We start from the raw sequence: 22,776 nt of genomic DNA, 5'->3' as shown, positions 1-22,776 counted from the left end.
CCGGAACGGCGAACGCCCCTCCCCCGTGCGCGTCAGCCCAGGTCACGCAGGGCGCCGGACCCCGGTCCTTGCGAGCGCGCTGAGGCACCGCCGATCCGGGGCAGCCCTGAGCCGGAGCGCCGCTGAGCCCAGGGCGTGGCGAACCCGGGCTGTGGCGAACCCGGGCGCGTTCAGCCTCGTGTGTGGCGATCCGGAGCGTGGCCGGCCCCGAGTGTGGCGGGTCGGGGCGGGTGTCGGCGGGTCGGAAGGCGGTGGTCTAGGCCGTGGTCGGCGGCGCGAATCGGTATCAGAACGTGATGGTCGGCCCGTCCTTAAGCACGCTCCACTTGAGCCACTCCTTCCAGTTCTCCTGCCAATGCCCCCACCCGTTCGTGGGCTCCAGCTTCCGCGGCGACCCCGTGATGATGATCGGATCCCCGATCAGCGTGTTCTTGACGAACCAGATCGCGTTCTCCGGGCTGATGTTCACGCAGCCGTGGCTGACGTTCGAGTTCCCCTGCGACCCCACCGACCAGGGCGCGCTGTGCACGTACTCGCCGCTGTTGGAGATGCGGACGGTGTGGTAGACCATCAGCGAGTAGTAGCCCGACTGGCCGGGCCCGATCCCGGGCGAGGTCATGAGCGTGGAGTCCTCGCGCGACATCGCCAGGTGGATGCCGCCGGTGGTGTAGTACTTCCACTGCCCGCCCTGCCCCGCGCTCATCGGCATCTCGCGGATCTTCTTGCCGTCGCGCCGGACGTGCAGCACGTGCTCGTCGGTGCTGCCCTTGGTGATCTGCGAGCGGCCGATCTTGAAGTCGAGCCGTACGTCGCGCTTGCCGTACAGGCCGGGGCCCCCGCGCACGCCGGCCAGCTTCGCCTCCAGCCGCACCTTCGTGTGCGCGGGCCAGTACTCCAGCGGCCGGAAGTCCACGTGGCTGTCGTCGAACCAGTGCCAGGCGCCCTCCACGGGCCTGGAGCTGCGGACCGTGAGGTTGCGCTCGACGGACACCCGGTCGGCGACCGGCTTGTCGAAGGCGATCATGATGGGCATGCCGACGCCGACCGTCAGCCCGGTGTCGTCCTTGTTCGGGGTGATGGTCTGGATGTCGAACGTCTTGTTGCCCTTGATCGTGGAGAACGTGCTGGTGGTCTGGGTCTGCTTGCCCGCGGCGTCCGCGGAGACGGCGGTGATCGTGTAGCTCGCCCCGGGGCGGGCGGTGACGGTGCTGCGCCAGTTGGTGCCGTCGGCGCTCAGGACGCCCTTGAGCGCCCCGGACTTGCCGCCGTCCACCCGTACGCTCTTGAGCGTGCCTCCACGGGCCGAGACGACCACGGGCTGGTCTGTGGCCACGTTCGCGGCCTTGTCCTGCGGAGAGAACGTCACAGCGGGCCCCTGGGCCCCGCCGGCCATGGCGACCCCCTCAGGCTTCGGGGCCGAGGCCCCCGAGCACGCCGCCAGCAGCGCCAGCGCCAGCAGGCCGGCCGATCCATTCGCTACGCGCCCCACGTATGACTCCCTCGTCCGACAACGAACCCCTTGACCTGCTCACCACCCGGTTGTGCCCGAAAAGGCCCTTAGTGGCGGTCCGCATAGCAGACGCCTCATTACTACCCTCAGTGATCGAATAACCACATCGGATCACCGTTAAAGAACACAAAAAAACGGGCGTCCCCCCTCAAGGGAGACGCCCGCTCAGGCAGCCCGGGTCAGTGCGAGAAGTTGCCCCGGTAGTACTGGAAGACGAAGCCGATCATGGCCATGATGACCAGGAAGATCCCGATCAGGAACATCCAGAAGCCGATCACGAACCCGGCGAAGGCGAAGGCCGCCGCCAGGCACAGGAACAGCGGCCACCAGCTGCTCGGGCTGAAGAACCCGATCTCGCCCGCGCCGTCGCTGATCTCGGCCTGCTTGTCGTCCTCCGGCTGGGCGCCGATGCGCCGCGCGGTGAACATCAGGTAGTAGCCGACCATGAACGCGAACCCGACCGAGATCGCCATGGCCGTGGTGCCCACCGGCTCACCGTGGCCCGTCGCCGCCTTGGTCCAGAACCAGTAGGCGACATCGACACCGGCGAAGAACAGGCCGCACGCGAGGAACAGCCAACCCTGGACCTTCATCAGGCCTCGACCTCCGATGCCGTCGGCTTGGCGGACACGTGCGGGTAGTGCAGGTCGAACGCGGGACGCTCGGACCGGATGCGCGGCAGCGAGGTGAAGTTGTGCCGCGGCGGCGGGCAGGAGGTCGCCCATTCGAGCGAGCCGCCGTAGCCCCACGGGTCGTCGACGGTGACCTTCGGCGCGCTGCGCCAGGTCTTCCAGACGTTGTAGAAGAACGGCAGCGTCGAGGCGCCCAGGATGAACGCGCCCACCGACGAGATCATGTTGAGGTCGGTGAAGCCGTCGGCCGGGCTGTAGTCGGCGTAACGACGCGGGAAGCCGAGCATGCCCAGCCAGTGCTGGATGAGGAACGTCGTGTGGAAGCCGATGAACAGCAGCCAGAAGTGCAGCTTGCCCAGCTTGTCGTCGAGCATCTTGCCGGTGAACTTGGGCCACCAGAAGTAGAAGCCCGCGAACATGGCGAACACGACGGTGCCGAAGACCACGTAGTGGAAGTGGGCGACGACGAAGTAGGTGTCGCTGATGTGGAAGTCGAGCGGCGGCGAGGCCAGGATGACGCCCGTCAGGCCGCCCAGGAGGAACGTGACGAGGAAGCCGACCGAGAACAGCATCGGCGACTCGAAGGACAGATGCCCTCGCCACATCGTTCCGACCCAGTTGAAGAACTTCACACCTGTCGGCACCGCGATGAGGAACGTCATGAACGAGAAGAACGGCAGCAACACCTGCCCGGTCGGGAACATGTGGTGCGCCCAGACCGTGATGGACAGACCGGCGATCGAGATCGTCGCGACCACGAGGCTGATGTAACCGAAGACCGGCTTGCGGCTGAAGACCGGCAGGATCTCGCTCACGATGCCGAAGAACGGCAGCGCGATGATGTACACCTCAGGGTGTCCGAAGAACCAGAACAGGTGCTGCCAGAGCAGCGCGCCTCCGTTGTCGGGGGCGAAGACGTGCGTGCCGAGCTTGCGGTCCGACTCCAGCACGAGCAGCGCGGCGGCCAGCACCGGGAAGGCCATCAGCACGAGCATGCTGGTCAGCAGGACGTTCCAGACGAAGATCGGCATGCGGAACATGGTCATGCCGGGCGCGCGCATGCAGATGATCGTGGTGATGAAGTTCACCGAGCCGAGGATCGTGCCGAGGCCGGACAGGGCCAGGCCCATGATCCACAGGTCGCTGCCGATGCCGGGCGAGTTGATCGCGTTGGACAGCGGCGTGTAGGCGAACCAGCCGAACGAGGCCGCGCCGCCCGGCGTGAAGAAGCCGGACACGGCGATGAGGCTGCCGAACAGGTAGAGCCAGTAGCTGACCATGTTGAGGCGCGGGAACGCCACGTCGGGGGCGCCGATCTGCAGCGGCATCAGCTCGTTGGCGAAGCCGGCGAACAGCGGCGTCGCGAACATCAGCAGCATGATCGTGCCGTGCATGGTGAACAGCTGGTTGAACTGCTCGTTGCTGGTGAACTGCATGCCCGGCTGCGCCAGCTCGGCCCGCATGATCAGCGCCATGACGCCGCCGATCAGGAAGAAGGCGAAGGACGTGATCAGATAGAGGTGCCCGATGATCTTGTGATCAGTGGAGGACAGCCACTTGGCGATCACCTGGCCCTTGGTGACGGGCCTGGCCGGCGCGCGAAGGGGTTCGTGGATGGCGGTCACTGGGCACTCCCAGCCTGGTTCGTAGCGATGTACTGGTTCCACTCGTTCGAATCGACGAGCTTCACGTTGAACAGCATGCGGCTGTGGTCGACACCGCAGAGCTCGGCGCACCGGCCCGCGAAGACCCCCGTACGGCCCAGAGTGGTGATCTCGAACTTGCGGCCCGGGTTGCCTTCCTTGATGCCGGGGATGACGTCCCGCTTGAACAGGAACTCCGGCACCCAGAACGAGTGGATGACGTCGTCGGTCGACAGGTCGAACTCGACCTTCGCCTTCGTCGGCAGGACCAGCTGGGGTCCCTGGTGATAGTCACTCACCGGCGTGCCGGCGACGGGGGCCAGGGTCTTGCCGTTGACCGTCGTGGTGAAGCGCCAGCTCCACTGGAAGGCCTCGACCTTGACCTTCACGGTCGCGTCGCCGTCCACCTTGGCCAGCACCTGGCTGTCACGCGCAGTGAAGAAGAAGAACACCGACACCATGACGAGCGGGATCAAGGTGTAGAGCATCTCGATCGGCAGGTTGTAGCGCACCTGCGGCGGCAGATCGGCCGAGGACTTGCGCTTGCGGTGGAAGATGGCCGCCCACACGATCAGAAAGATGACGACCGCACCCGTGGCGAGTGCGGCGATCCAGGCCCCGTTCCACAGGCTCTGGACCACGCCCGCCTGCTCGGTGACATGGTCGGGAAGAAGACCACGAGACCAGTCGGCCTTCGGAACGTCATTAGCACACGCCGTAGCAGTGGCCAGCAGCAACGCCAAAGCGGCGGCACGCGGCACCCTGCGCCGGGCCAACGAACGCCGCATCGTACGGCGAGTCGGACTCACGGATCGCCTACCCCACAGATGAAGCCCAAGAGTCTTTCTCTTGGGCGCTCTTATTTCCAGATGCACAGCTGATTGCAGACACATTAGCGTGCAGGTGCTTCGCCCTACCGCGCGACCCCTCGATGGCGCCGCAAGTGGGACGATGAGTCTCGTGGCGTATTTCGACGCGGCTTCGAGCGAGCCGCTCCACCCTCAGGCACGCGAGGCGCTGCTGGCGGCGATCGACGTCGGCTGGGCCGACCCCGCGAGACTGTACGGCCAGGCCCGCCGCGCACACCTGCTGCTGGAGCAGGCCCGCACGGAGGTGGCCGAGGCGCTCGGCGCGCGCCCGGACGAGGTGTCGTTCACATCGTCGGGCACGCAGGCCGTGCATCTCGGCGTGCTCGGCACCCTACACGGCAGACGCAGGGCCGGGCGCCACCTGATCACCAGCGCGGTCGAGCACTCCAGCGTGCTGCACGCCGGTGGCGTGCACGAACGCGACGGCGGCACGACCGAGACGGTGGGCGTGGACCTGACGGGGCGGGTGGATCTCGACCGGTTCACCGAGGCCGTCGCCCGGCCCGGCACCGCGCTGGCCTGCCTGCAGACGGCCAACCACGAGGTCGGCACGGTGCAGCCGGTGGCGGAGGCGGCCGCGGCGTGCCGGTCCCACGGGGTTCCGCTGCTGGTGGACGCGGCGCAGACGGCCGGCAGGATGCCGATCCCGCCCGGCTGGTCGGTGCTGACGGCCAGCGCACACAAGTGGGGCGGCCCCGCGGGCGTGGGCGTGCTGGTGGTGCGCAAGGGCACGCGGTTCCGCTCGTTCCTGCCCGAGGACGAGCGGGAGCGGCGGCGGGTGCCGGGGTTCGAGAACGTGCCCGGCATCGTCGCGGCGGCGGCCGCGCTGCGCGCGATGGCCGCGGACGCGGCGCAGGAGCAGGCGCGGCTGTCGGAGCTCGTGGCCAGGATCAGGGAGACGGTGCCGAAGATCGTCCCGGACGTCGAGGTGATCGGCGACCCGGTCGACCGGGCGCCGCACATCGTGACCTTTTCGTGTCTGTACGTCGACGGCGAGGCCTTGCTGACCGAGCTGGACAAGGCTGGTTTCGCTGTTTCGTCAGGAAGCTCGTGCACCGCTAGTACGCTTCGTCCATCGCACGTTCTTGAAGCGATGGGCGTGCTGACGCATGGCAATGTCCGGGTGTCGCTGCCCAGGGGCGCCTCCGCGGCGGAGGTCGACAGATTCCTCGCCGTGCTGCCCGATCTGGTGCGCCGCATCCGGCAGGACGCAGGAGTCGCATGACCGAGGTTACCCAGCCGGCTTTGACGATCGACGCGCTCGGGAAGAAGTGCCCGATCCCGATCATCATGCTGGCGGAGCAGATCAACTACGTCCCGCTCAACGCGGTGGTGGCCGTGCTGGCCGACGATCCGGCGGCCTACACGGACGTGCCGGCCTGGTGCAGGCTCAAGTCACACCGGCACGTCGGCTCGTACGAGCTGCCCGAGGGCGGCTGGGCGATCCACGTCCGGCGCAACTACTGACATTCCCCCCGAAAGTGGGGTAGAGGCTTCCCGTACGAAGTCACCGACTTTCGGGGGAAAGCCATGACCAGAGGACATCCGCACGAGACCGCCCGTGACGTGATGCATCCGGGGGCCGAGTGCATCGGCGCGCACGAGACGCTCGACCGGGCGGCCCAGCTGATGCGCAACATGAACGTGGGGGCACTGCCCGTGTGCGGCCCCGACGAGCGGGTGAAGGGGATCATCACCGACCGCGACATCGTCGTCAAGTGCATCGCCTCGGGGCACGACCCGTCGAGGACGACGGCGGGCGAGCTGGCCGGGGGCCTGGTCTTCGTCACCCCGGAGACGTCCGTGGACGAGACGCTCACGCTGATGGAGCAGCACCAGATCAAGCGGCTCCCCGTGCTGTCGGACAACCGCATCGTCGGCATGATCACCGAGGCGGACCTGGCCAAGCACCTGCCGGACGACAAGCTCGCCGAGTTCCTGCACCACGTCTACGCGAGGAGCTGAGCCGTGCGGGCCGCCCCGGGGCCGCTCACAGCGGGCCGGGGCGGCCGAGCGGCGCCTACGGGTGGTAGCAGCGCACGTGATCGGCGATGTCCGCCGTGGCCTCCTTGCCGTACGCGGCGCCGAACCGCTCGAGGAAGACCTGCTGCCCGAGCTCGTACTCCTGGCCGCCGACGCGCTCGAGCACGTGGGTGGCGGTCAGGTTGCCGACCTGGCCGCAGCGCTCCAGCGGCAGCCCCCAGGCCAGCCCCGACAGGAACCCGGCGCGGAAGGCGTCGCCGACGCCGGTGGGGTCGGCCTTGCCCAGCTCGGGGGCGGGGGCGACGTGGATGGACGGCTCGCCCCTGCGGTCGATGACGGCGCCCTTGGGGCCGAGCGTGGTGATCCGGACGCCGACCCGGTGCAGGATCTCCTCGTCGGACCAGCCGGTCTTCTGCTCGATGAGCCCCTTCTCGTAGTCGTTGGAGAAGAGGTAGGCGGCGCCGTCGACGAGCTGGCGGATCTGCTCGTCGGCCATGCGCGCGAGCTGCTGGGAGATGTCGGCGGCGAAGGGGATGCCGCGCTGGCGGCACTCGTCGGTGTGGCGCAGCATCGCGTCGGGGTCGTTGGGGCTGATCAGCACCAGGTCGAGGCCGTCCAGACGGTCGGCGACGGGCTTCAGCTCGATCAGCCGGGCCTCTGCCATGGCCCCGGTGTAGAACGAGGCGATCTGGTTGTGGTGCTGGTCGGTCGTGCACAGGAAGCGCGCGGTGTGCTGGGTCTCCGAGATGTGCACGGAGTCGCAGTCGACGCCGTGGCGCTCCAGCCACGAGCGGTAGTCGGCGAAGTCGTTGCCGACGGCTCCCACGAGAACCGGCTTGAGGCCGAGGCAGGCCATGCCGAACGCGATGTTCGCGGCGCAGCCGCCACGACGGATCTGAAGGTCATCGACCAGGAACGAGAGTGACACCCGATCGAGCTGCTCGGCGATGAGCTGTTCGCCGAAGCTTCCTGGGAAGGTCATCAGGTGGTCTGTCGCGATTGAGCCGGTAACGGCGATGCGCACGGGATTCTTCTTCCTCGTTGTCAGCAGGCCTATGAGCCCCACGAGAATACGCGAAGGTCCCGCACGCACAAAGGCGAGCGGGACCCGGCGGCCACCGACTAGTTGAAGGAGTCACCACAGGCGCAGGAGCCCGTGGCGTTGGGGTTGTCGATGGTGAACCCCGACTTCTCGATCGTGTCGACGAAGTCGATCGAGGCCCCCATCAGGTAAGGAGCGCTCATGCGGTCGGTGACCACGCTGACTCCCCCGAAGTCCGACACCACGTCACCGTCCATCGACCGGTCGTCGAAGAAGAGCTGGTAGCGCAGGCCGGAGCAACCACCCGGCTGCACGGCGACCCGCAGCTGCAGACCTTCCTCACCCTGCTGCTCAAGCAGGCTCTTGACCTTGGCGGCGGCCGCGTCAGTCAGGATCAGGCCCTGCGCCGTGGTCTCGCTGCTCTCAACCGTCATCTGCTGACTCCCTAACCCGGCTGTCTGTTTCCGACGTCCTACTAATGACGCTACCAACACCTGGCCCATGCCACACATTCCCGGGGGCGCCGCCCCCCGGAATAAGTAGGTATCCCCCATATGTCATGATGAGTATCGTCACTTCGACGATAAGGGGGTTTGGCCATGGCCACCCAGACTGGGCTGCCGCTCTACGTCCTCGGCCAGGGCACCGATCCGCACAGCGAGAAGGGGGTCGAGTGCCCGGGCGAGCTGCCGCCCGCCTCGGACCCCGACCTGGTGGAACGGGCCCGCAAGGCGAAGGAGGCGCTCGGCGACCGGCTGTTCGTGCTCGGGCACCACTACCAGCGCGACGAGGTCATCCAGTTCGCCGACGTCACGGGCGACTCGTTCAAGCTCGCCCGGCTCGCGGCGGCCAGGCCGGAGGCGGAGTTCATCGTCTTCTGCGGCGTGCACTTCATGGCCGAGTCGGCCGACATCCTGACCGGCGACCACCAGAGGGTCGTGCTGCCGGACCTGGCGGCCGGCTGCTCGATGGCGGACATGGCCACGTTCGACCAGGTCGAGGAGTGCTGGGAGGCCCTGGAGGACGCCGGCCTGGCCGATCAGGTGATCCCGGTCACGTACATGAACTCCAGCGCCGACATCAAGGCCTTCTGCGGCAGGAACGGCGGCGCGGTCTGCACCTCCTCCAACGCCCGCCGCGCCCTGGACTGGGCGTTCTCGCGCGGCGAGAAGGTCCTGTTCCTGCCCGACCAGCACCTGGGCCGCAACACGGCGGTGCTGGAGATGGGCATGTCCCTGGAGGACTGCGTCGTCTGGAACCCGCACCGCCCCAACGGCGGCCTCACCCAGGAGCAGCTGGAGCGGGCCAGGATGATCCTCTGGCGCGGCCACTGCTCGGTGCACGGCCGCTTCACGGCGGAGTCGGTCGACGACGTGCGCGCGCGCATCCCCGGCGTGAACGTCCTGGTGCACCCGGAGTGCCGGCACGAGGTCGTGCTCAAGGCGGACCACGTGGGCTCGACCGAGCACATCATCCAGACCCTGGAGGCGGCCCCCTCGGGCTCCAGCTGGGCGATCGGCACCGAGCTGAACCTGGTCAAGCGGCTGGCGCAGATGTTCCCCGACAAGAGCATCTCGTTCCTGGACAAGACGGTCTGCTACTGCTCGACCATGAACCGGATCGACCTGCCGCACCTGGTGTGGGCCCTGGAGTCCCTGGTGCTCGGGGAGGTCGTCAACCAGATCACGGTGGACGAGGACACCGCCCACTGGGCCCGGGCGGCCCTGGACCGCATGCTCGCCCTCCCCTAACCCAACCCCTCTAATCCGCGCCGGCCACGAACGCGCCCACCGCGGCCCGGAAACCCTCCGGATCCTCGACCCAGGGCAGGTGACCGGCGCCCGGCAGGGTCACCCGTGAGGCGTCCGGCAGCGCCCGCTCCAGCGAGTCCACCGCCCGGCGGGGCCGGATGTCCTCGGCCCCGTCGACGATCAGCACCGGCACCGCCAGCGCCGCACAGGCATCCCGCAACGCGGGTGTGCCCCAGTCACGCCTGCCCTCGGCGTTCAGGACGGCGTTGCACTCGAAGTTGACGCCGAGCCAGGGGGTCGCCATACGTTCGGCGTGCTCCATGGCCCGGCCGCGGTCGGCGAAGTCCGCCGTCCACTGCAGCACCGCGAACTCACGGTCCTCGGCGGCCGTGCGTTCGCGGCTCTCCAGCGCCGCCCAGCGCTCCACGTCCCCGCTCACCGCGCCGCGCAGGCGGAGCCGGTACTCCTCGCGCCAGGTGTCGCTCGGGTCGATGCCCGTGCCGGAGACGTAGACCAGGCCGCGTACGCGCTCGGGGTGGTCCAGGGCGTACCGCAGGGCCAGCTGGGCGCCCCACGAGTGGCCGAGCAGCACCATCGACTCCAGGCCGAAGTGGCGGCGGACGGCGTCGAGGTCCGCCACCGTCCGGCCCGTCGAGTACGGCCCGACCCGCTGCGAGCGGCCGCAGCCGCGCTGGTCCCACCGGTGGACGGCCGCGACGCCGGACAGCAGCCCGGCCACGTCCTCGAAGGTGTCCCACAGGCCCGGCCCGCCATGACAGAAGACGACGGGACGGCCTTCGCCGCTCCGCACCGCCCAGAGCCGCACGCCGTCGTCGGTCAGCACCGTCTCGTCCACGCGACCATGATCCCTCGCGGCGAGGCTCAGCGGAAGGCGGCGGCGTTGCGCCGGGCCCAGGCGGCGAACGGCTGAGGGGCCCGGCCCAGCACGCGCTCGACGTCCGGGCTGATCCGCCGCTCGGCCTCGGTCGGCTCGCCGAGGATGTCCAGCGTGGTGTCCGCGACCGGCGGGGGCATGAACGCCAGCATCTGCGCGCGGGCCTCCTCGCGGGTCTGCTCGACGAACGCGACCGGCTCGCCGATCGCCTGGCCGATGGCCTCGGCGTTCTGCCGCGGGGTCACCGCCTCCGGCCCGGTGAGCTCGTAGGTCCGGCCGTCGTGGCCCGGCTCCCGCAGCACGGCGGCGGCCACCGCGGCGATGTCGTCGGGGTCGATGATCGGCAGCCCGACGTCGCCGAACGGCGCCGCGACCGTGCGGTCCGCGCGGATCGACCCGGCCCAGGCGTACCTGTTGGAGGCGAATCCGCCCGGCCGCAGGATCGTCCACCGCGCTCCCGAGTCGACGACCGCGCGTTCCACCTCCGCCCCGAAGCGGCCGTGGGACGCGCTGTCCGGGCGGGTCACCACGCCCTGCGAGGAGAGCAGGACGATCCTGCCCGGCCCGCTCACCGCGGCGACGATCTCCTTGGGCTCGACGGCGAACAGGTCGCCGCCCGTGAGGAGGAACACCGCGTCCGCGCCCTCCAGCGCCGCGCTCATGCTGCCGGGGTCGGCCAGGTCGGCGGCGACCGCCCGCACGCCCTGCGGCACGTCGGCATCGGTGATGCGGCGGGACACGGCGGTGACCTGCTCCCCTGCCTCGGCCAGCAGCCGGACCAGCGTCCGCCCGACGTTCCCCGTGGCTCCCGTGACAACGATCATGATCTCTCCCAGTTGTTAGTTAGTCGGCTGACTCACTTGAGGGAGACCATAGCACGGCTCCGCCGCATATAGTTAGTCAGGTGACTGACTCAACGGGTTCGCGGGCGAGGACCGCGGCCGCCAAGCGCCAGCGGCTGATGGCCGCCGCCGCCCAGGTCGTGCACCGGCAGGGGGCGGAGCGCACCACCATCGCCGACATCGCCCACGCCGCCGACGTCCCCGTGGGCAACGTGTACTACTACTTCAAGACCAAGGACGACCTGGTCGCCGCCGCCCTCGCCGAGCACGCGCGGCAGCTGGAGCTCCTCACCGACCGCCTGGACGGGCTCGACGACCCGAGGGAGCGGCTGAAGGCCCTCGTGGAAGGGTGGGTCAGCCAGCGCGACCTCGCGGCCCGCTACGGCTGCCCGACCGGGACACTCGCCGCGGAGCTGGACAAACGCCCCGAGGGCGGCCTGGACGCGGAGGCCGGCCGCGTCATCCGGCTGTTGCTGGACTGGGTCGAGCGCCAGTTCCGCGAGCTCGGCCAGCCCGACCCCTGGGACCTCTCCCTGACGCTGGTGGGCGCCTACCAGGGCATGTCCCTGCTGGCCAACGCCCTGCGCGACCCCGACGTCATGACCCGCCAATGCGCTCGCCTGCTCGACTGGCTCGACTACCTGCCCGAGGCCCCCGCCGCCTGAAGGCCTCGACCCCGCCGGGCACGTACTTCGTGACGTCCGCCGCCCTCTTCGTGAGGTGGGCGGCCGGAGGTAACGGACTCCGATCCTTTTTCGCGGCATCCGCAGGAGGCCGGGACACCATGAGGATGTCCTGACGATCACCCTCCGCGGAACCGCACGGAGGGCTCCCACGTGGAGAATCTCCAGAAGGAGCGATCATGGAACGTCCGTCGAGGCGGGGATTACTGGGTGGCGCCGCGCTGGTGGCGGGTGCCGTGACGTTGCCCGCGTCCCCCGCCGGAGCCGCCGTGTCATCCGGCGGACCGGTCACGGGTCCGGTCACCGTGTACCCCGGCGACCCCCGCTACCAGGAGCTGACCGTGGGCTACAACCAGCGCTGGGTCGGCGCGCCCGACTATGTGCGCGTGGTCAGCTCGACCGCCCAGGTCGTCGCCGCGGTGCAGGAGGCGGTCGACGCGGGCAAGCGGATCTCGGTGGTGTCCGGCGGCCACTGCCTGGCCCCGTTCGTGTTCAACTCCGACGTGGACGTCGTCATCGACCTGTCCGGGCTGGACGAGGTGTACTTCGACCAGCAGCGGGGCGCGTTCGCGGTCGAGGGCGGCGCCCGGCTGTCGGGCGTCTACGACACGTTGTTCAAGAAGTGGGGCGTGACCATCCCCGGCGGGATGTGCCCCACGGTCGGCATCGGCGGCCACGCCACCGGCGGCGGGTACGGCTTCCTGTCCCGCCAGCTCGGGGCCGTGATCGACCACCTGGCGGCGGTCGAGGTCGTGGTCGTGGACCGCTCGGGCACCGCCCGGGCCGTGACGGCCTCGCGCGATCCGGGCGACCCCAACCGCGACCTGTGGTGGGCGTGCGCCGGCGGCGGGGGCGGCAACTTCGGCATCGTCACCCGCTTCTGGTTCCGGACGCCGGGCACGAGCGGCTCCAACCCGAGCCGCCTGCTCGTCAACCCGCCCAAGGACGTGCTGCTCAGCGCCGTCGGCATCCCGTGGAGCATGCTGGACCGCACGAAGTTCGCCACCCTGGTCACGAACTGGGGCGCCTGGTACGAGGGACACGCCGCGCCCGACTCCCCCGCCAGGATCCTGTCCGGCGTCGCGTCGCTGGCGCACCGCTCGAGCGGAAACGTCTTCCTGCTGACCCAGGTCGACGCCACCGCCCCCGACGCGGCGCGGATCCTCGGCGACTACCTGGGGGCCCTGACCGCCGGACTCGGCGTCGACGCCGTGGTGGCGGCCCAGCCGGCGCAGCGGCTCCCGTGGTTGCGCGCGGTCAAGTTGATCGCCGCCAGCATCCCCTCGTTCATCAACCCGACGCTGCGCGGCTCCTCCAAGTCGGCCTACCTGCGGCGCTCGTACACGGCCGAGCAGGCGGGCGCGATGTACGACGCGCTCACCCGTACGGACTTCGCCAACCCGGCGGCCGCGGTGACCCTGGCCGGGTTCAGCGGCGGCGCGATCAACGCCGTCCCCGCCACGCGGACCGCTCTGGCGCACCGCGACGCCGCGTTCTGGACGCTGTTCGAGACCCAGTGGCAGGACCCGGCCGCCGACGCCGCCAACATCGGCTGGCTGCGCGACCTGTACGGCTCGGTGTGGGCGGCCACCGGCGGCTACCCGGTGCCCGGCGACCAGGCCGACGGGTGCTACATCAACAACCCCGACCCCGACATCACCGACCCCGCGTTCAACCGCTCGGGCGTGCCGTGGCAGACGCTGTACTACAAGGGCAACTACGCCAGGCTCCAGCAGGTCAAGGCGGCCTACGACCCCCGCAACGTCTTCCGGCACGCGCAGTCGGTCTCGCTGCCGTAGCGGCACCTGGCCAAGTGCCGCACCGTACTTGACTTTGTCAGCGCGGCGCCGCCGGGCCCGCTTCCCGGCGCGGATGCGCGCTCCTAGCGTCGGACACACCGAGTGACGAAGGAGAACACCGTGATCCATCAACTCATCTTCGCCGCGCCCAAGCCCGGGATGACGGAGGAGGAGTTCCAGCAGTACTGGCTGAACGTGCACGCCGTCCGGTACGCGAGCAAGATCCCGCAGATCAGGAAATACCTGATCGGCACCCGGATCCCGCTCCGGCCCGACGAGGGCGAGCCGCTGTGGAGCGGCGTCGCGGAGATCTGGCTGCGCGACGAGCGGGAGCAGCTCGAGTCGCTGCAGACGCCCGAGTTCCTGGAAGGCGCGCGGGCCGACGAGCCGCGCTGGGCGGCGTTCTGGCGCACGCTCGTGCTCGACACCGACGCGCACGAGCCGGTGCCGGGGCCCGAGCTCGCCCCGCCGTCGGGCGTGAAGCTGATCGTGCTGGTCAAGCGGAAGGAAGGGCTGTCGCTGGCCGACTTCAGGAGCGCCGACCTCGGCCCGCACGCCGAACTGGTCGCTCAGGTGCCGGGGCTGCGCCGATACCTCCAGTGCCACGTCAGAGACGGCGCGTACGCCATCGGCGAGGCGGTGCTCGACGCCGCCCACCTCCTGTGGTTCGACGACAGGGACGCCATGGAGGCCGCGCTCGCCTCGCCCGAGTACGCCAAGGTCGTGGCCGACATGGAGACGCTGGTCGAGCCGAGGTACGTGCACCGGATGGCCGTCACCGAGCACTGGGTCATCGGGCCGGAGAGCCGCTGATGTCCGCCGGTGACCAGAAGAGGGAATACGACTACATCGTCGTGGGCGCCGGCGCGGCCGGGGCGGTCGTCGCCGCCAGGCTCGTCGAGCGGACCGAGGCACGCGTGCTCCTGCTGGAGTCCGGCGGCGACGCCGGCCTGGCGGCCATCCGCCAGACGGGCATCCCCGGCATGGCCTCGCTGTGGCAGGACCCCGCCGTCACCTGGCCGTACGTCACGGTCCCGCAGGCCGGGCTGGGCTGGCGGACGATCCCGCTGCCCCAGGGCAAGGTGTTGGGCGGCGGCAGCTCGGTCAACGCCATGCTGTACGTCCGGGGCAACCGCCGCGACTACGACGGCTGGGCCGCCCAGGGCAACGAGGGCTGGTCGTACGACGAGGTGCTGCCCTGCTTCAAACGGGCCGAGGACTACGAGGAGGGCGCCGGGCCGTACCACGGGGCGGACGGGCCGATGAAGGTGGCCCGCCTGTCGTCGATGTCGGAGGTGTCGCGCGCCTTCCTCCAGGCCGCCTCCGAGCTGGGCTTCCCCGGCGGGGAGGACTGGGACTACAACGGCGCCGCGCAGGAGGGCGCCTTCGCCTACCAGTCCACCAGGACGAAGGACAACCAGCGATCGAGCACGGCGTCCGCCTACCTCGACCCGCTGCGCGGCCATCCCCGCCTCACCGTCGAGACCGGCGCGACGGCGACCCGCGTGCTGCTGGACGGCACGACGGCCACGGGCGTGGAGTACCTGCGCGACGGCGCGCTCCACCGCGCCGGGGCGAGCGCCGAGGTGATCGTCTCCTGCGGCGCGCTCGCCACGCCCAAGCTGCTGATGCTCTCCGGGATCGGCCCGGCCGAGGCCCTGCGCGAGCACGGCCTCGCGGTCGCCGCCGACCTGCCCGGCGTGGGCGCCAACCTGCACGACCACCTCATCCTCGGCGTGGCCTACGCCGCGCGGTCGATCCTGCCGCTGCCCGAGCTGCTGGCGGAGGTAGGGCTGTTCCCACCGGACGACCCCGATCTCCAGATGCTGTTCGGCCCCGTGCAGTTCGTGGCCGACGAGTACCGCGTCGACGGGCCCGCCTTCACCTTCGCCCCCGTGCTCGCGCGGCCGCGCAGCAGGGGCAGGCTCGCCCTGCGGTCGGCGGACCCCGCCGACGCACCCCTGGTCGACCCCCATTACCTCGAGGACCCGGCCGACCTGGCGGCGCTCGTGCGCGGGATCGAGCTGTCCAGGGAGCTGGCGCACAGCAGCTCGATGTGCTCGTTGCACGACCGCGAGAGCGCGCCCGGCCACGGCGCCGACCTGCCCGCCTACGTCCGCGCCACCGCGACCACCGTGTGGCATCCGGTGGGCACCTGCCGCATGGGCCGCGACCCGCTGGACGTGGTCGACGCGGCGCTGCGCGTGCACGGCGTCGAGCGGCTGCGCGTCGCCGACGCCTCGATCATGCCGTCCATCCCCGCGGGCAACACCGCCGCCGCCACCGTCATGATCGGGGAGCGCGCGGCCGACCTGCTCACATGAAGGAGCCGACCGTGCCAGACAGCTACAGGTACATCGTCATCGGCGCCGGCGCGGCCGGATCGGTGGTGGCCGCCCGGCTCAGCGAGGATCCCGACGCCTCCGTTCTCCTCCTCGAGGCGGGCGACGCACAGGTCACCGACGCGGTAACGACGCCGTGGCGGTGGAACGAGGTGCTGCTGACCGACCTGGACTGGGCGTACATGAGCGAGCCCCAGCCCGGTCTGGACGGCAACCGCGTCTACTCGGCCGCCGGCCGGGGCCTGGGCGGCACCTCGAACATCTACCACATGATGCACACCAGGGGCCGCCCCCAGGACTACGACGACTGGGCCTACCACGGGTGTCCCGGCTGGTCCTTCGACGACGTGCTGCCGTGGCTGCAGCGCCTGGAGGACCAGCGCGACGGGCGCAACCCGCTGGCCGGCAAGGACGGCCCGATGACCGTGGCCGACGCGGGCGAGACGGGTAACCCGGTGTCGGAGACGTTCATCGAGGCCTGCGTCGAGCTCGGCCATCCGCGCCTGGACGACTTCAACGCGGGCCTGTTCGGCGCGGGCTGGCACCACGTGAACATCAAGGACGGCCGGCGCAGGGGCGCCCGCGAGTCGTACCTGGATCCCGCGCTCGACCGGCCCAACCTCACGGTGCTGACCGCGGCCCTCGCGGCCCGGCTGCTGTTCGAGGGGACGCGCTGCGTCGGCGTGGAGTACCTGCGCGAGGGCCGCACGCACACGGCGCGGGCCGAGGCCGAGGTGGTGCTGTGCGCGGGCGCCATCCAGTCGCCCAAGCTGCTGCTGCTGTCGGGCCTGGGCCCGGCCGGCGACCTGGCCGAGCTCGGCATCCCGGTCGTGGCCGACCTGCCCGGGGTCGGGGCCAACTTCCACGACCACCCGCTGGTCATCGGGCCGATCGGCTACCTGGCCGAGCCGGGCGACGACCCGCGCGGCAACGTGACCGAGGTCGCGCTCTTCTGCGGGTCGCAGGACGGGCTGCCCGTCCCCGACCTGGAGGTCGCGCTGGTGCACCGCGCGCCGTTCGGCGAGAAGTTCTTCGCCAACGTCATCCGCCGCGTGCAGACCGGCCAGCCGGTCGCGCCGGTGCGGGAGCTGGTGGACCCGCACGTGATCCTCAGCCTGACCGGCCTGGTGTCGCCGGTCTCACGGGGATGGGTACGGCTGGCCGGCACCGACCCGACCGCCTACCCGCGGATCAACGCCAACTACTTCGGCGACCCGGTCGACCTGGAGCGCACGGTCACCGCCGTGGAGGTCGCCCGGGACATCTACCGCACCAAGGCGTTCACCGGCCGGTGGGGGCTGGCCGAGGTCGCCCCCGGGCCCGGCGTGACCACCCGCGAGGAGCTGCGCGCCTGGGTGAAGGCCAACACCGGGTCGTACTACCACTTCGCCGGCTCCTGCCGGATGGGCACCGACGCCTCGGCCGTGGTCGATCCCCGGCTGCGGGTGCGCGGCGTGGAGGGGCTGCGCGTGGCCGACGCCTCCGTCATGCCCTCGCTGGTCAACGCGCATCCGCACACCACGGTCGTGATGATCGGCGAGCGCGCGGCCGACCTCGTCCGTACCTCTGGGTAGAAGTCCAACAGGTAGAAGTCCCATAAGTAGCAGCGAGAGTGCCAGCACAACCTCGTCCTGTCAGCCGGCCCGGAACATTTCAATAATTCGAGGAAAGGGGGATGTTCGATTTATAGGGGTTGGTCGCATGGCCATCTACTCGGATTTGCATTCGCGAGAGTTTTGGCTCTCTCCTTTCTGTGAGGACCTGTTCACGTCCTTCCTCCGCTCCGATCAGCGCCGATGGGGCGAGGTCTACGTCCACGGCCTGGTCTCCGTCCCGGGCCGCAAGTCGATCCGCCGGATCTCCAACCACGTCGTGGGGCGACCCGTCGACCAGTGCCTCCAGCAGTTCATCAACCAGAGCCCCTGGGACTGGGCGCCCGTACGGCAGCGCCTGGCCCAGCTGCTCGTCGAGGCGATCCGCCCGAAGGCGTGGGTGCTGGAGGAGGTCGTCTTCCCGAAGAACGGGTCCAAGTCGGTGGGCGTGGCGCGGCAGTTCGCCAACTCCGCGGGCCGCCTCCTCAACTGCCAGATCGGCCTGGCGGTCGTGATGGTGGGAGAGGACGGCGGCTGCCCGGTCAACTGGCGGCTGCTGCTGCCCCGCTCGTGGGACGAGGACGACGGCCTGCGCAGCCGGGCCCGCGTACCGGCCCACGAGCACAGCCGGCCGCACTGGCGGCACCTGCTGCAGGCCGTCGACGAGATGGTGGTCGACTGGGGACTTCCTCCGGCGCCCATCGTGGTGGACGGCAGGTCGATGCCCGGCGTGGAGCTCCTCCTCGCCGGGCTCGCCGAGCGCGGGCTGCCCTACCTCGTCCGCGTCTCCCCCGGCACGCTGCCGGCCGGCGGGTCCGGCCTGCCCGCCCGCCCGGTGCTGGAGCCGTTACGGCCCCGGCTGCAGGTGGTGCAGGGGCAGGCGGGCACGCGGCCCCTGTACCAACAGCAGGGGCAGGGCCACCGCTGGTACCCGCGCTCGGGGGCGCGGGCGATGTGGCTGACCGACCTGGGCCGCAACCGGGTGTCCGACCTGGCGGGACTGGTCGGGCTGCGCAACAGGGCGGCGTCCGTGCTCGCCTCGGTCGCCGCCGAGTCCGGCCTGCAGCACTTCGAGGGCCGCTCCTTCCAGGGCTGGCACCACCACGTCACGCTGGTGTCGGTGGCCCACGCGTACCGGCTGCTGGGCGGCCTGGACGGACGGGAATCGGAGGAACTGTGCCTGCGCCCGCATGGCTGACCGCCCGGCTCTCCGCGATCGAGCTGTTCGCCGGGCTGTCGGACGAGCAGCTCGACTGGCTCGCGTGCGCCGGGACCGTCAGGGAGCTCGGCGACGGGCAGGCGCTGTTCGTCGAGGGCGCGCCGGCCGACGGCTTCTACATCCTGCTGGACGGCGAGATCGTGGTCTCGAAGCTGGTCGGCGGGCGGGAGCAGGTGCTCACCCGGCACCTCGGCGATGCGCTGGAGCACCAGTTCATCGGCGAGCTCCCGCTGCTCACCAGCGACGAGTACCTGGCCACCGCGCTGGCCGTGGGGCCGGCGCGGGTCGTGGCCTACGGCAAGGACGCCTTCTTCGACATGCTGGAGCGCTGCCCGCAGGTCTGCCGGGTACTGCTGCCGGTGCTGGCCGGGCGCATCAACGCCATGGAGCGCCAGGCCGGGCGCAGCCGCATGCTGGAAGGGCTGGGCATGCTGGCGGCCGGCCTGGCCCACGAGCTGAACAACCCGGCGGCGGCCGCGCTGCGGGCCGCGCGGGAGCTGCGCGACCTCGCGCCCCGGCTGGCCGCCACCGCGGTCGAGTGGGGGCGCACGGGCGAGGAGAGCGAGGTGCGGCTCGTCGCGCGGTTCCAGGACCGGGTGGGCTCCGGGGCCGCGCTGGACCCGCTGGCCGAGGCGGAGGCGGCCGACGACGTCGCCGACTGGCTCCGCGAACAGGGCCTCGGCCCCGACCGGGCCGTCGAACTGGCCGACGACCTCGCCGAACACGGTGTGGACCGCGCCGCGCTCGACGAGCTGGCCGCCGGGCTGCGGCCGGACGCGCTCGCCACGGCGCTGGCGTACCTGGTGCCGGTGCTGCGCATCCGGACGCTCGCCGGCGACGCGGCCGAGGCCGCCGAGCGGGTGGTGGAGCTGGTACGGCGCACCTCGGCGTACACGAACCTGGACCGCGCGCCCCAGCGGGACGCCGACCTGCGCGAGGGCCTGGAGGCCACGCTCGCCCTCATGGCGCCCAAGCTGCGCAACATCCGCGTACGCCGGGAGTACGGCGGCGTCCCCGACCTCCAGGCCTTCCCCAGCGAGCTCAACCAGGTCTGGACCAACCTCATCGACAACGCCGTGGACGCCATGGGCGGCGAGGGCGAGCTGACGATCAGCACCAGGCGGGAGGGCGACCACGCCGTGGTGGAGTTCCGCGACACGGGCCACGGCATCCCCGCCGAGGCGCTGCCGAACGTGTTCCAGCCCTTCTTCACCACCAAGGACCTGGGCAAGGGGACCGGTCTCGGGCTCCACGTCAGCATGGACATCGTGGCGCAGCGGCACGGCGGCACGATGGAGGTCGACTCGCGGCCGGGCGACACGCGGTTCGTGGTGCGGCTGCCGCTGGCCCGGGTCCCCGAGTAGGGGGTCAGCTCTCCGAGTGGTAGCGGTGGATCATCGACACCGCCATGGCGCCCTCGCCGACACCCGAGGCCAGCCGCTTGACGGAGTTGGCGCGCACGTCGCCGGCCGCGAACACGCCCGGCACGCTCGTCTCCAGCAGCAGCGGCTGCCTCGGCAGGTCCCAGCTGGCCAGCCCCGCCACCGGACCGAGGTCGGGGCCGGTCAGCAGGAAGCCGTGGGCGTCCCTGCGCACGAGGTCGTCCAGCCACTCGGTGCGCGGCCGGGCGCCGATGAACACGAAGACGTGCTCGGCCTCCCGCGTGGTCAGCTCGCCGCTGCGGGTGTCGCACAGCGTGATGCGCTCCAGCCGCTCCACGCCGCCGGTGGCGACCACGCGGGTGTTCGTCATGACCGTGATGTTGCCCGTCGCGGCGATCTCGTCCACCAGGTACGCGGACATGCCGCTGGCCAGGCTGTCCGCGCGCACCACCATGGTGACGTGGCAGGCGTGCCGGGAGAAGTGCAGCGCCGCCTGGCCGGCGGAGTTGGCGCCGCCCACGATCCACACCTGCCGCCCCACGCACGACTCGGTCTCCGTCAGGGCCGCGCCGTAGTAGATGCCGGCCCCCTCGAAGCGGGCCGCGTCCTCGGCGTCGAGACCGCGGTACGACAGGCCCGGCGACAGCAGCACGGTGGCCGCGGTGATCTCCTTGCCGTCGGACAGGTTCAGCACGCAGGCCCGGCCGGCCCGGCTCAGCCGCCTGGCCTCGACCGGGGCCAGCACGTCCACGCCGAACCTGCGGGCCTGCGCCATCGCGCGGTTGGTCAGATCGACGCCGGAGATGCCGGACGGGAAGCCGAGGTAGTTCTCGATCCGGCTGGAGGTGCCGGCCTGGCCGCCCGGTACGTACGCCTCGATGAGCAGCGTCGCCATCCCCTCGGACGAGGCGTAGACCGACGCGGCCAGCCCGGTCGGGCCGCCTCCGACGATCGCCACGTCGTAGTGCGGATGGCTGAGCTCCGTCGCCAGGCCCAGGGCCGCCACCACCTCGCCGTGCCCGGGGCGGGCCATCCGGCGCCCGTCGGGCAGCACGACCTCGGGGACCTCCGGGGCGCCCGGCTCCGCCTCCTCGAACCTGAACGGCAGACGGTAGCGGGTCAGCAGGTCGCGCAGCCGGTGCGTGGCGGGCGCGAACCGGTGGCCGACCAGGCGGATCCCCTGGTACGGGGGCTCGTGGGCGGACTCCCAGTCCGACAGCAGGTCGTCGAGCACGGGGTAGAGCCGCTCCTCCGGCGGCTCCCACGGCTTGACGAGATAGTGGTCCAGCCGCACCTCGTTGATCGCCGAGATGGCGACGCTCGTGTCGGCGTAGGCCGTCAGCAGGACGCGGCGGGCTGCGGGGAAGCGCCGGCCGGCCTCCACCAGGAACTCGATCCCGGTCATCTCGGGCATGCGCTGGTCGGAGAGGATCAGCGCGACCTCCTCACGGCGCTCGCGCAGCCGGTCGAGGATCCGCATGGCCTCCACCGGCGACCTCGACGCCACCACCCGGTAGCGCTCCTGGTAGGCGCGGGACAGATCGCGCCGCACCGCGCGGAGCACGTGATCGTCGTCGTCCACGGCCAGCAGAACCGGCCGCCGCTGCTCGGGCATCACGAGCCTCCAGAATCGGCTACGGCCATTGTTCCGTCATTTTCCGCGCGGCCGCCCCCGGCACCTGACGAAGTGCCGGCGACTTTCACGGACTTGACGGAATAGGCGGGCCGGGCTTGTCCCGGAAAACCACATATTGTTTGAATCCACGCATGACGCGCACCATTCTTATTGTTCTCTCCGAGTACGGATATTGGGGAGAGGAACTCGTCGGCCCGCTGGCCGCCTTCGACCGGCAGGGCTACCGGAGCGTGTTCGCCACCCCCACCGGCAAGCGCGCGCGGGCACTGCCGCCCAGTCTCGACCCCGGGTACGTGGATCCGCCGCTGGGCCGCTCCGTGACCACGCCGGAGGTGGCCGTGGCCGCCAGGCAGCTCGACGAGTCGGACCGGCTGGACTCCCCGGTCAGCCTCGCCGAGTGGATCCCCGAACGCCCCTACAACAGCGAGGACGGATACCTCCGCAAGGTCGAGGCCTACTACCGGGAGCTCGGCCGGCTGGACCGGGACGTCGACAAGTACGACGCCCTGGTCCTCGTGGGCGGCAGCGGCCCGATCGTGGACCTGGCCAACAACGGCCGGGTGCACGACCTGATCCTCTCCTTCGTCCGGGCGGACAAGCCGGTGCTCGCCGAGTGCTACGGCGTCGCCTGCCTGGCCTTCGCCCGCGACTGGGAGGACCGCGCGAGCATCCTGCGCGGCAAGCACGTGACGGGCCACTGCAAGGAGTACGACTACAAGGACGGCACGGGCTTCCTGGGAGTGGACTTCAACATGGGGCCGCCGCCGTACCCGCTGGAGTACATCCTGCGCGACGCCACCGCGCCCGACGGCCGCTACCACGGCAACGTGGGCAAGGAGACGTCGGTGATCGTGGACCACCCGTTCGTGACGGGCCGCTCGACCCCCGACTCGTACCTGTCCGGCGAGAAGCTGGTCGAGGTGCTCGAGTCCGGCCTGCGCCGGTACGGCTGGTGA

At 70.7% G+C, this 22,776-nt stretch carries 21 protein-coding genes; 12 read left to right on the top strand and 9 right to left on the bottom strand.

Translation table 11 applies throughout. The features are described 5' to 3' along the window. Window positions 1–286: 286 nt before the first annotated feature. From ACIHFD_RS06785 to ACIHFD_RS06770, 4 genes are all read right to left on the bottom strand, one after another. The gene (locus ACIHFD_RS06785) at window positions 287–1,489 is read right to left on the bottom strand and encodes an Ig-like domain-containing protein (RefSeq protein WP_397365932.1); all 1,203 of its coding nucleotides are present in this window, start codon (window positions 1,487–1,489) and stop codon (window positions 287–289) included. Between the two features lie 200 nt (window positions 1,490–1,689). After that, a complete protein-coding gene (locus tag ACIHFD_RS06780; protein ID WP_350728931.1) occupies window positions 1,690–2,103 on the bottom strand; it encodes a cytochrome c oxidase subunit 4 in 414 nt (137 codons plus the stop codon). Next, complete coding sequence (gene ctaD, locus ACIHFD_RS06775) at window positions 2,103–3,767, bottom strand: cytochrome c oxidase subunit I (protein ID WP_397365931.1); 1,665 nt, start codon at window positions 3,765–3,767, stop codon at window positions 2,103–2,105. The genes ACIHFD_RS06780 and ctaD overlap by 1 nt, the downstream gene beginning before the upstream one ends. Further along, a complete protein-coding gene (locus ACIHFD_RS06770; protein ID WP_397365930.1) occupies window positions 3,764–4,573 on the bottom strand; it encodes a cytochrome c oxidase subunit II in 810 nt (269 codons plus the stop codon). Before ACIHFD_RS06770 ends, ctaD begins: the two co-directional genes overlap by 4 nt. 163 nt (window positions 4,574–4,736) lie before the next feature. Here ACIHFD_RS06770 and ACIHFD_RS06765 point away from each other — a divergent pair, with 163 nt between their 5' ends. From ACIHFD_RS06765 to ACIHFD_RS06755, 3 genes are all read left to right on the top strand, one after another. Then, the gene (locus tag ACIHFD_RS06765; RefSeq protein WP_397365929.1) at window positions 4,737–5,879 is read left to right on the top strand and encodes a cysteine desulfurase family protein; all 1,143 of its coding nucleotides are present in this window, start codon (window positions 4,737–4,739) and stop codon (window positions 5,877–5,879) included. Next, a complete protein-coding gene (locus tag ACIHFD_RS06760; RefSeq protein ID WP_043638353.1) occupies window positions 5,876–6,121 on the top strand; it encodes a sulfurtransferase TusA family protein in 246 nt (81 codons plus the stop codon). The genes ACIHFD_RS06765 and ACIHFD_RS06760 overlap by 4 nt, the downstream gene beginning before the upstream one ends. A gap of 63 nt (window positions 6,122–6,184) precedes the next feature. Then, window positions 6,185–6,619: a CBS domain-containing protein gene (locus ACIHFD_RS06755; protein WP_350728925.1), complete on the top strand. Its 435-nt coding sequence runs from the start codon at window positions 6,185–6,187 to the stop codon at window positions 6,617–6,619. Between the two features lie 55 nt (window positions 6,620–6,674). Here the strand turns inward: ACIHFD_RS06755 and ACIHFD_RS06750 are convergent, their stop codons facing one another. After that, window positions 6,675–7,661: a carbohydrate kinase family protein gene (locus tag ACIHFD_RS06750; RefSeq protein ID WP_350728923.1), complete on the bottom strand. Its 987-nt coding sequence runs from the start codon at window positions 7,659–7,661 to the stop codon at window positions 6,675–6,677. A 98-nt stretch (window positions 7,662–7,759) separates the two neighbouring features. Further along, on the bottom strand, window positions 7,760–8,113 hold the full coding sequence (gene erpA, locus ACIHFD_RS06745; protein WP_192792115.1) for an iron-sulfur cluster insertion protein ErpA: 354 nt from the start codon (window positions 8,111–8,113) through the stop codon (window positions 7,760–7,762). Window positions 8,114–8,278: 165 nt separating this feature from the next. Between erpA and nadA the strand changes: the two genes are divergently transcribed. Next, on the top strand, window positions 8,279–9,430 hold the full coding sequence (nadA, locus tag ACIHFD_RS06740) for a quinolinate synthase NadA (RefSeq protein WP_397365928.1): 1,152 nt from the start codon (window positions 8,279–8,281) through the stop codon (window positions 9,428–9,430). A gap of 10 nt (window positions 9,431–9,440) precedes the next feature. On the opposite strand, the gene ACIHFD_RS06735 is transcribed toward nadA, so the two are convergent. Then, a complete protein-coding gene (locus ACIHFD_RS06735; protein ID WP_397365926.1) occupies window positions 9,441–10,286 on the bottom strand; it encodes an alpha/beta fold hydrolase in 846 nt (281 codons plus the stop codon). Between the two features lie 26 nt (window positions 10,287–10,312). Then, window positions 10,313–11,149, bottom strand: coding sequence for an NAD(P)H-binding protein (locus ACIHFD_RS06730; RefSeq protein WP_364251148.1), 837 nt, complete (start codon window positions 11,147–11,149; stop codon window positions 10,313–10,315). 80 nt (window positions 11,150–11,229) lie between these two features. On the opposite strand from ACIHFD_RS06730, the gene ACIHFD_RS06725 reads away from it, so the two are divergent. From ACIHFD_RS06725 to ACIHFD_RS06695, 7 genes are all read left to right on the top strand, one after another. After that, window positions 11,230–11,832 (top strand): TetR/AcrR family transcriptional regulator, encoded by a 603-nt coding sequence (locus ACIHFD_RS06725; protein WP_397365925.1) that lies wholly within the window; start codon window positions 11,230–11,232, stop codon window positions 11,830–11,832. A 197-nt stretch (window positions 11,833–12,029) separates the two neighbouring features. Next, on the top strand, window positions 12,030–13,649 hold the full coding sequence (locus ACIHFD_RS06720; RefSeq protein ID WP_397365924.1) for an FAD-binding oxidoreductase: 1,620 nt from the start codon (window positions 12,030–12,032) through the stop codon (window positions 13,647–13,649). A 120-nt stretch (window positions 13,650–13,769) separates the two neighbouring features. Next, complete coding sequence (locus tag ACIHFD_RS06715) at window positions 13,770–14,462, top strand: EthD domain-containing protein (protein WP_397365923.1); 693 nt, start codon at window positions 13,770–13,772, stop codon at window positions 14,460–14,462. Continuing rightward, complete coding sequence (locus ACIHFD_RS06710; protein WP_397365922.1) at window positions 14,462–15,973, top strand: GMC family oxidoreductase; 1,512 nt, start codon at window positions 14,462–14,464, stop codon at window positions 15,971–15,973. The genes ACIHFD_RS06715 and ACIHFD_RS06710 overlap by 1 nt, the downstream gene beginning before the upstream one ends. An 11-nt stretch (window positions 15,974–15,984) precedes the next feature. Next, on the top strand, window positions 15,985–17,565 hold the full coding sequence (locus ACIHFD_RS06705) for a GMC family oxidoreductase (protein ID WP_397365921.1): 1,581 nt from the start codon (window positions 15,985–15,987) through the stop codon (window positions 17,563–17,565). Window positions 17,566–17,692: 127 nt separating this feature from the next. Beyond that, window positions 17,693–18,781: a transposase gene (locus ACIHFD_RS06700; protein ID WP_355191511.1), complete on the top strand. Its 1,089-nt coding sequence runs from the start codon at window positions 17,693–17,695 to the stop codon at window positions 18,779–18,781. Then, entirely contained in the window at window positions 18,760–20,166 is a 1,407-nt protein-coding gene (locus ACIHFD_RS06695) for an ATP-binding protein (RefSeq protein WP_397365919.1), read from the top strand. The genes ACIHFD_RS06700 and ACIHFD_RS06695 overlap by 22 nt, the downstream gene beginning before the upstream one ends. Window positions 20,167–20,170: 4 nt before the next feature. On the opposite strand, the gene ACIHFD_RS06690 is transcribed toward ACIHFD_RS06695, so the two are convergent. Beyond that, the gene (locus ACIHFD_RS06690) at window positions 20,171–21,799 is read right to left on the bottom strand and encodes an FAD-dependent oxidoreductase (protein WP_397365918.1); all 1,629 of its coding nucleotides are present in this window, start codon (window positions 21,797–21,799) and stop codon (window positions 20,171–20,173) included. 152 nt (window positions 21,800–21,951) lie between these two features. On the opposite strand from ACIHFD_RS06690, the gene ACIHFD_RS06685 reads away from it, so the two are divergent. Beyond that, window positions 21,952–22,776 carry a type 1 glutamine amidotransferase domain-containing protein gene (locus ACIHFD_RS06685; RefSeq protein ID WP_350728903.1) on the top strand — a complete coding sequence of 275 codons (825 nt, stop codon included), beginning with the start codon at window positions 21,952–21,954 and terminating at the stop codon, window positions 22,774–22,776.

This window comes from Nonomuraea sp. NPDC051941 (assembly GCF_044593615.1).
This window is presented reverse-complemented; position numbering and strand designations above follow the sequence as displayed.

Coding starts and splice junctions, on each gene's coding strand:
- ACIHFD_RS06765 (WP_397365929.1), top strand. CDS start 4,737: ATGAGTCTCGTGGCGTATTTCGACGCGGCTTCGAGCGAGCCGCTCCAC.
- erpA (WP_192792115.1), bottom strand. CDS start 8,113: ATGACGGTTGAGAGCAGCGAGACCACGGCGCAGGGCCTGATCCTGACT.
- ACIHFD_RS06690 (WP_397365918.1), bottom strand. CDS start 21,799: ATGCCCGAGCAGCGGCGGCCGGTTCTGCTGGCCGTGGACGACGACGAT.
- ACIHFD_RS06710 (WP_397365922.1), top strand. CDS start 14,462: ATGTCCGCCGGTGACCAGAAGAGGGAATACGACTACATCGTCGTGGGC.
- ACIHFD_RS06720 (WP_397365924.1), top strand. CDS start 12,030: ATGGAACGTCCGTCGAGGCGGGGATTACTGGGTGGCGCCGCGCTGGTG.
- ACIHFD_RS06700 (WP_355191511.1), top strand. CDS start 17,693: ATGGCCATCTACTCGGATTTGCATTCGCGAGAGTTTTGGCTCTCTCCT.
- ACIHFD_RS06730 (WP_364251148.1), bottom strand. CDS start 11,149: ATGATCGTTGTCACGGGAGCCACGGGGAACGTCGGGCGGACGCTGGTC.
- ACIHFD_RS06770 (WP_397365930.1), bottom strand. CDS start 4,573: ATGCGGCGTTCGTTGGCCCGGCGCAGGGTGCCGCGTGCCGCCGCTTTG.
- ACIHFD_RS06780 (WP_350728931.1), bottom strand. CDS start 2,103: ATGAAGGTCCAGGGTTGGCTGTTCCTCGCGTGCGGCCTGTTCTTCGCC.
- ACIHFD_RS06685 (WP_350728903.1), top strand. CDS start 21,952: ATGACGCGCACCATTCTTATTGTTCTCTCCGAGTACGGATATTGGGGA.
- ACIHFD_RS06760 (WP_043638353.1), top strand. CDS start 5,876: ATGACCGAGGTTACCCAGCCGGCTTTGACGATCGACGCGCTCGGGAAG.
- ACIHFD_RS06755 (WP_350728925.1), top strand. CDS start 6,185: ATGACCAGAGGACATCCGCACGAGACCGCCCGTGACGTGATGCATCCG.
- nadA (WP_397365928.1), top strand. CDS start 8,279: ATGGCCACCCAGACTGGGCTGCCGCTCTACGTCCTCGGCCAGGGCACC.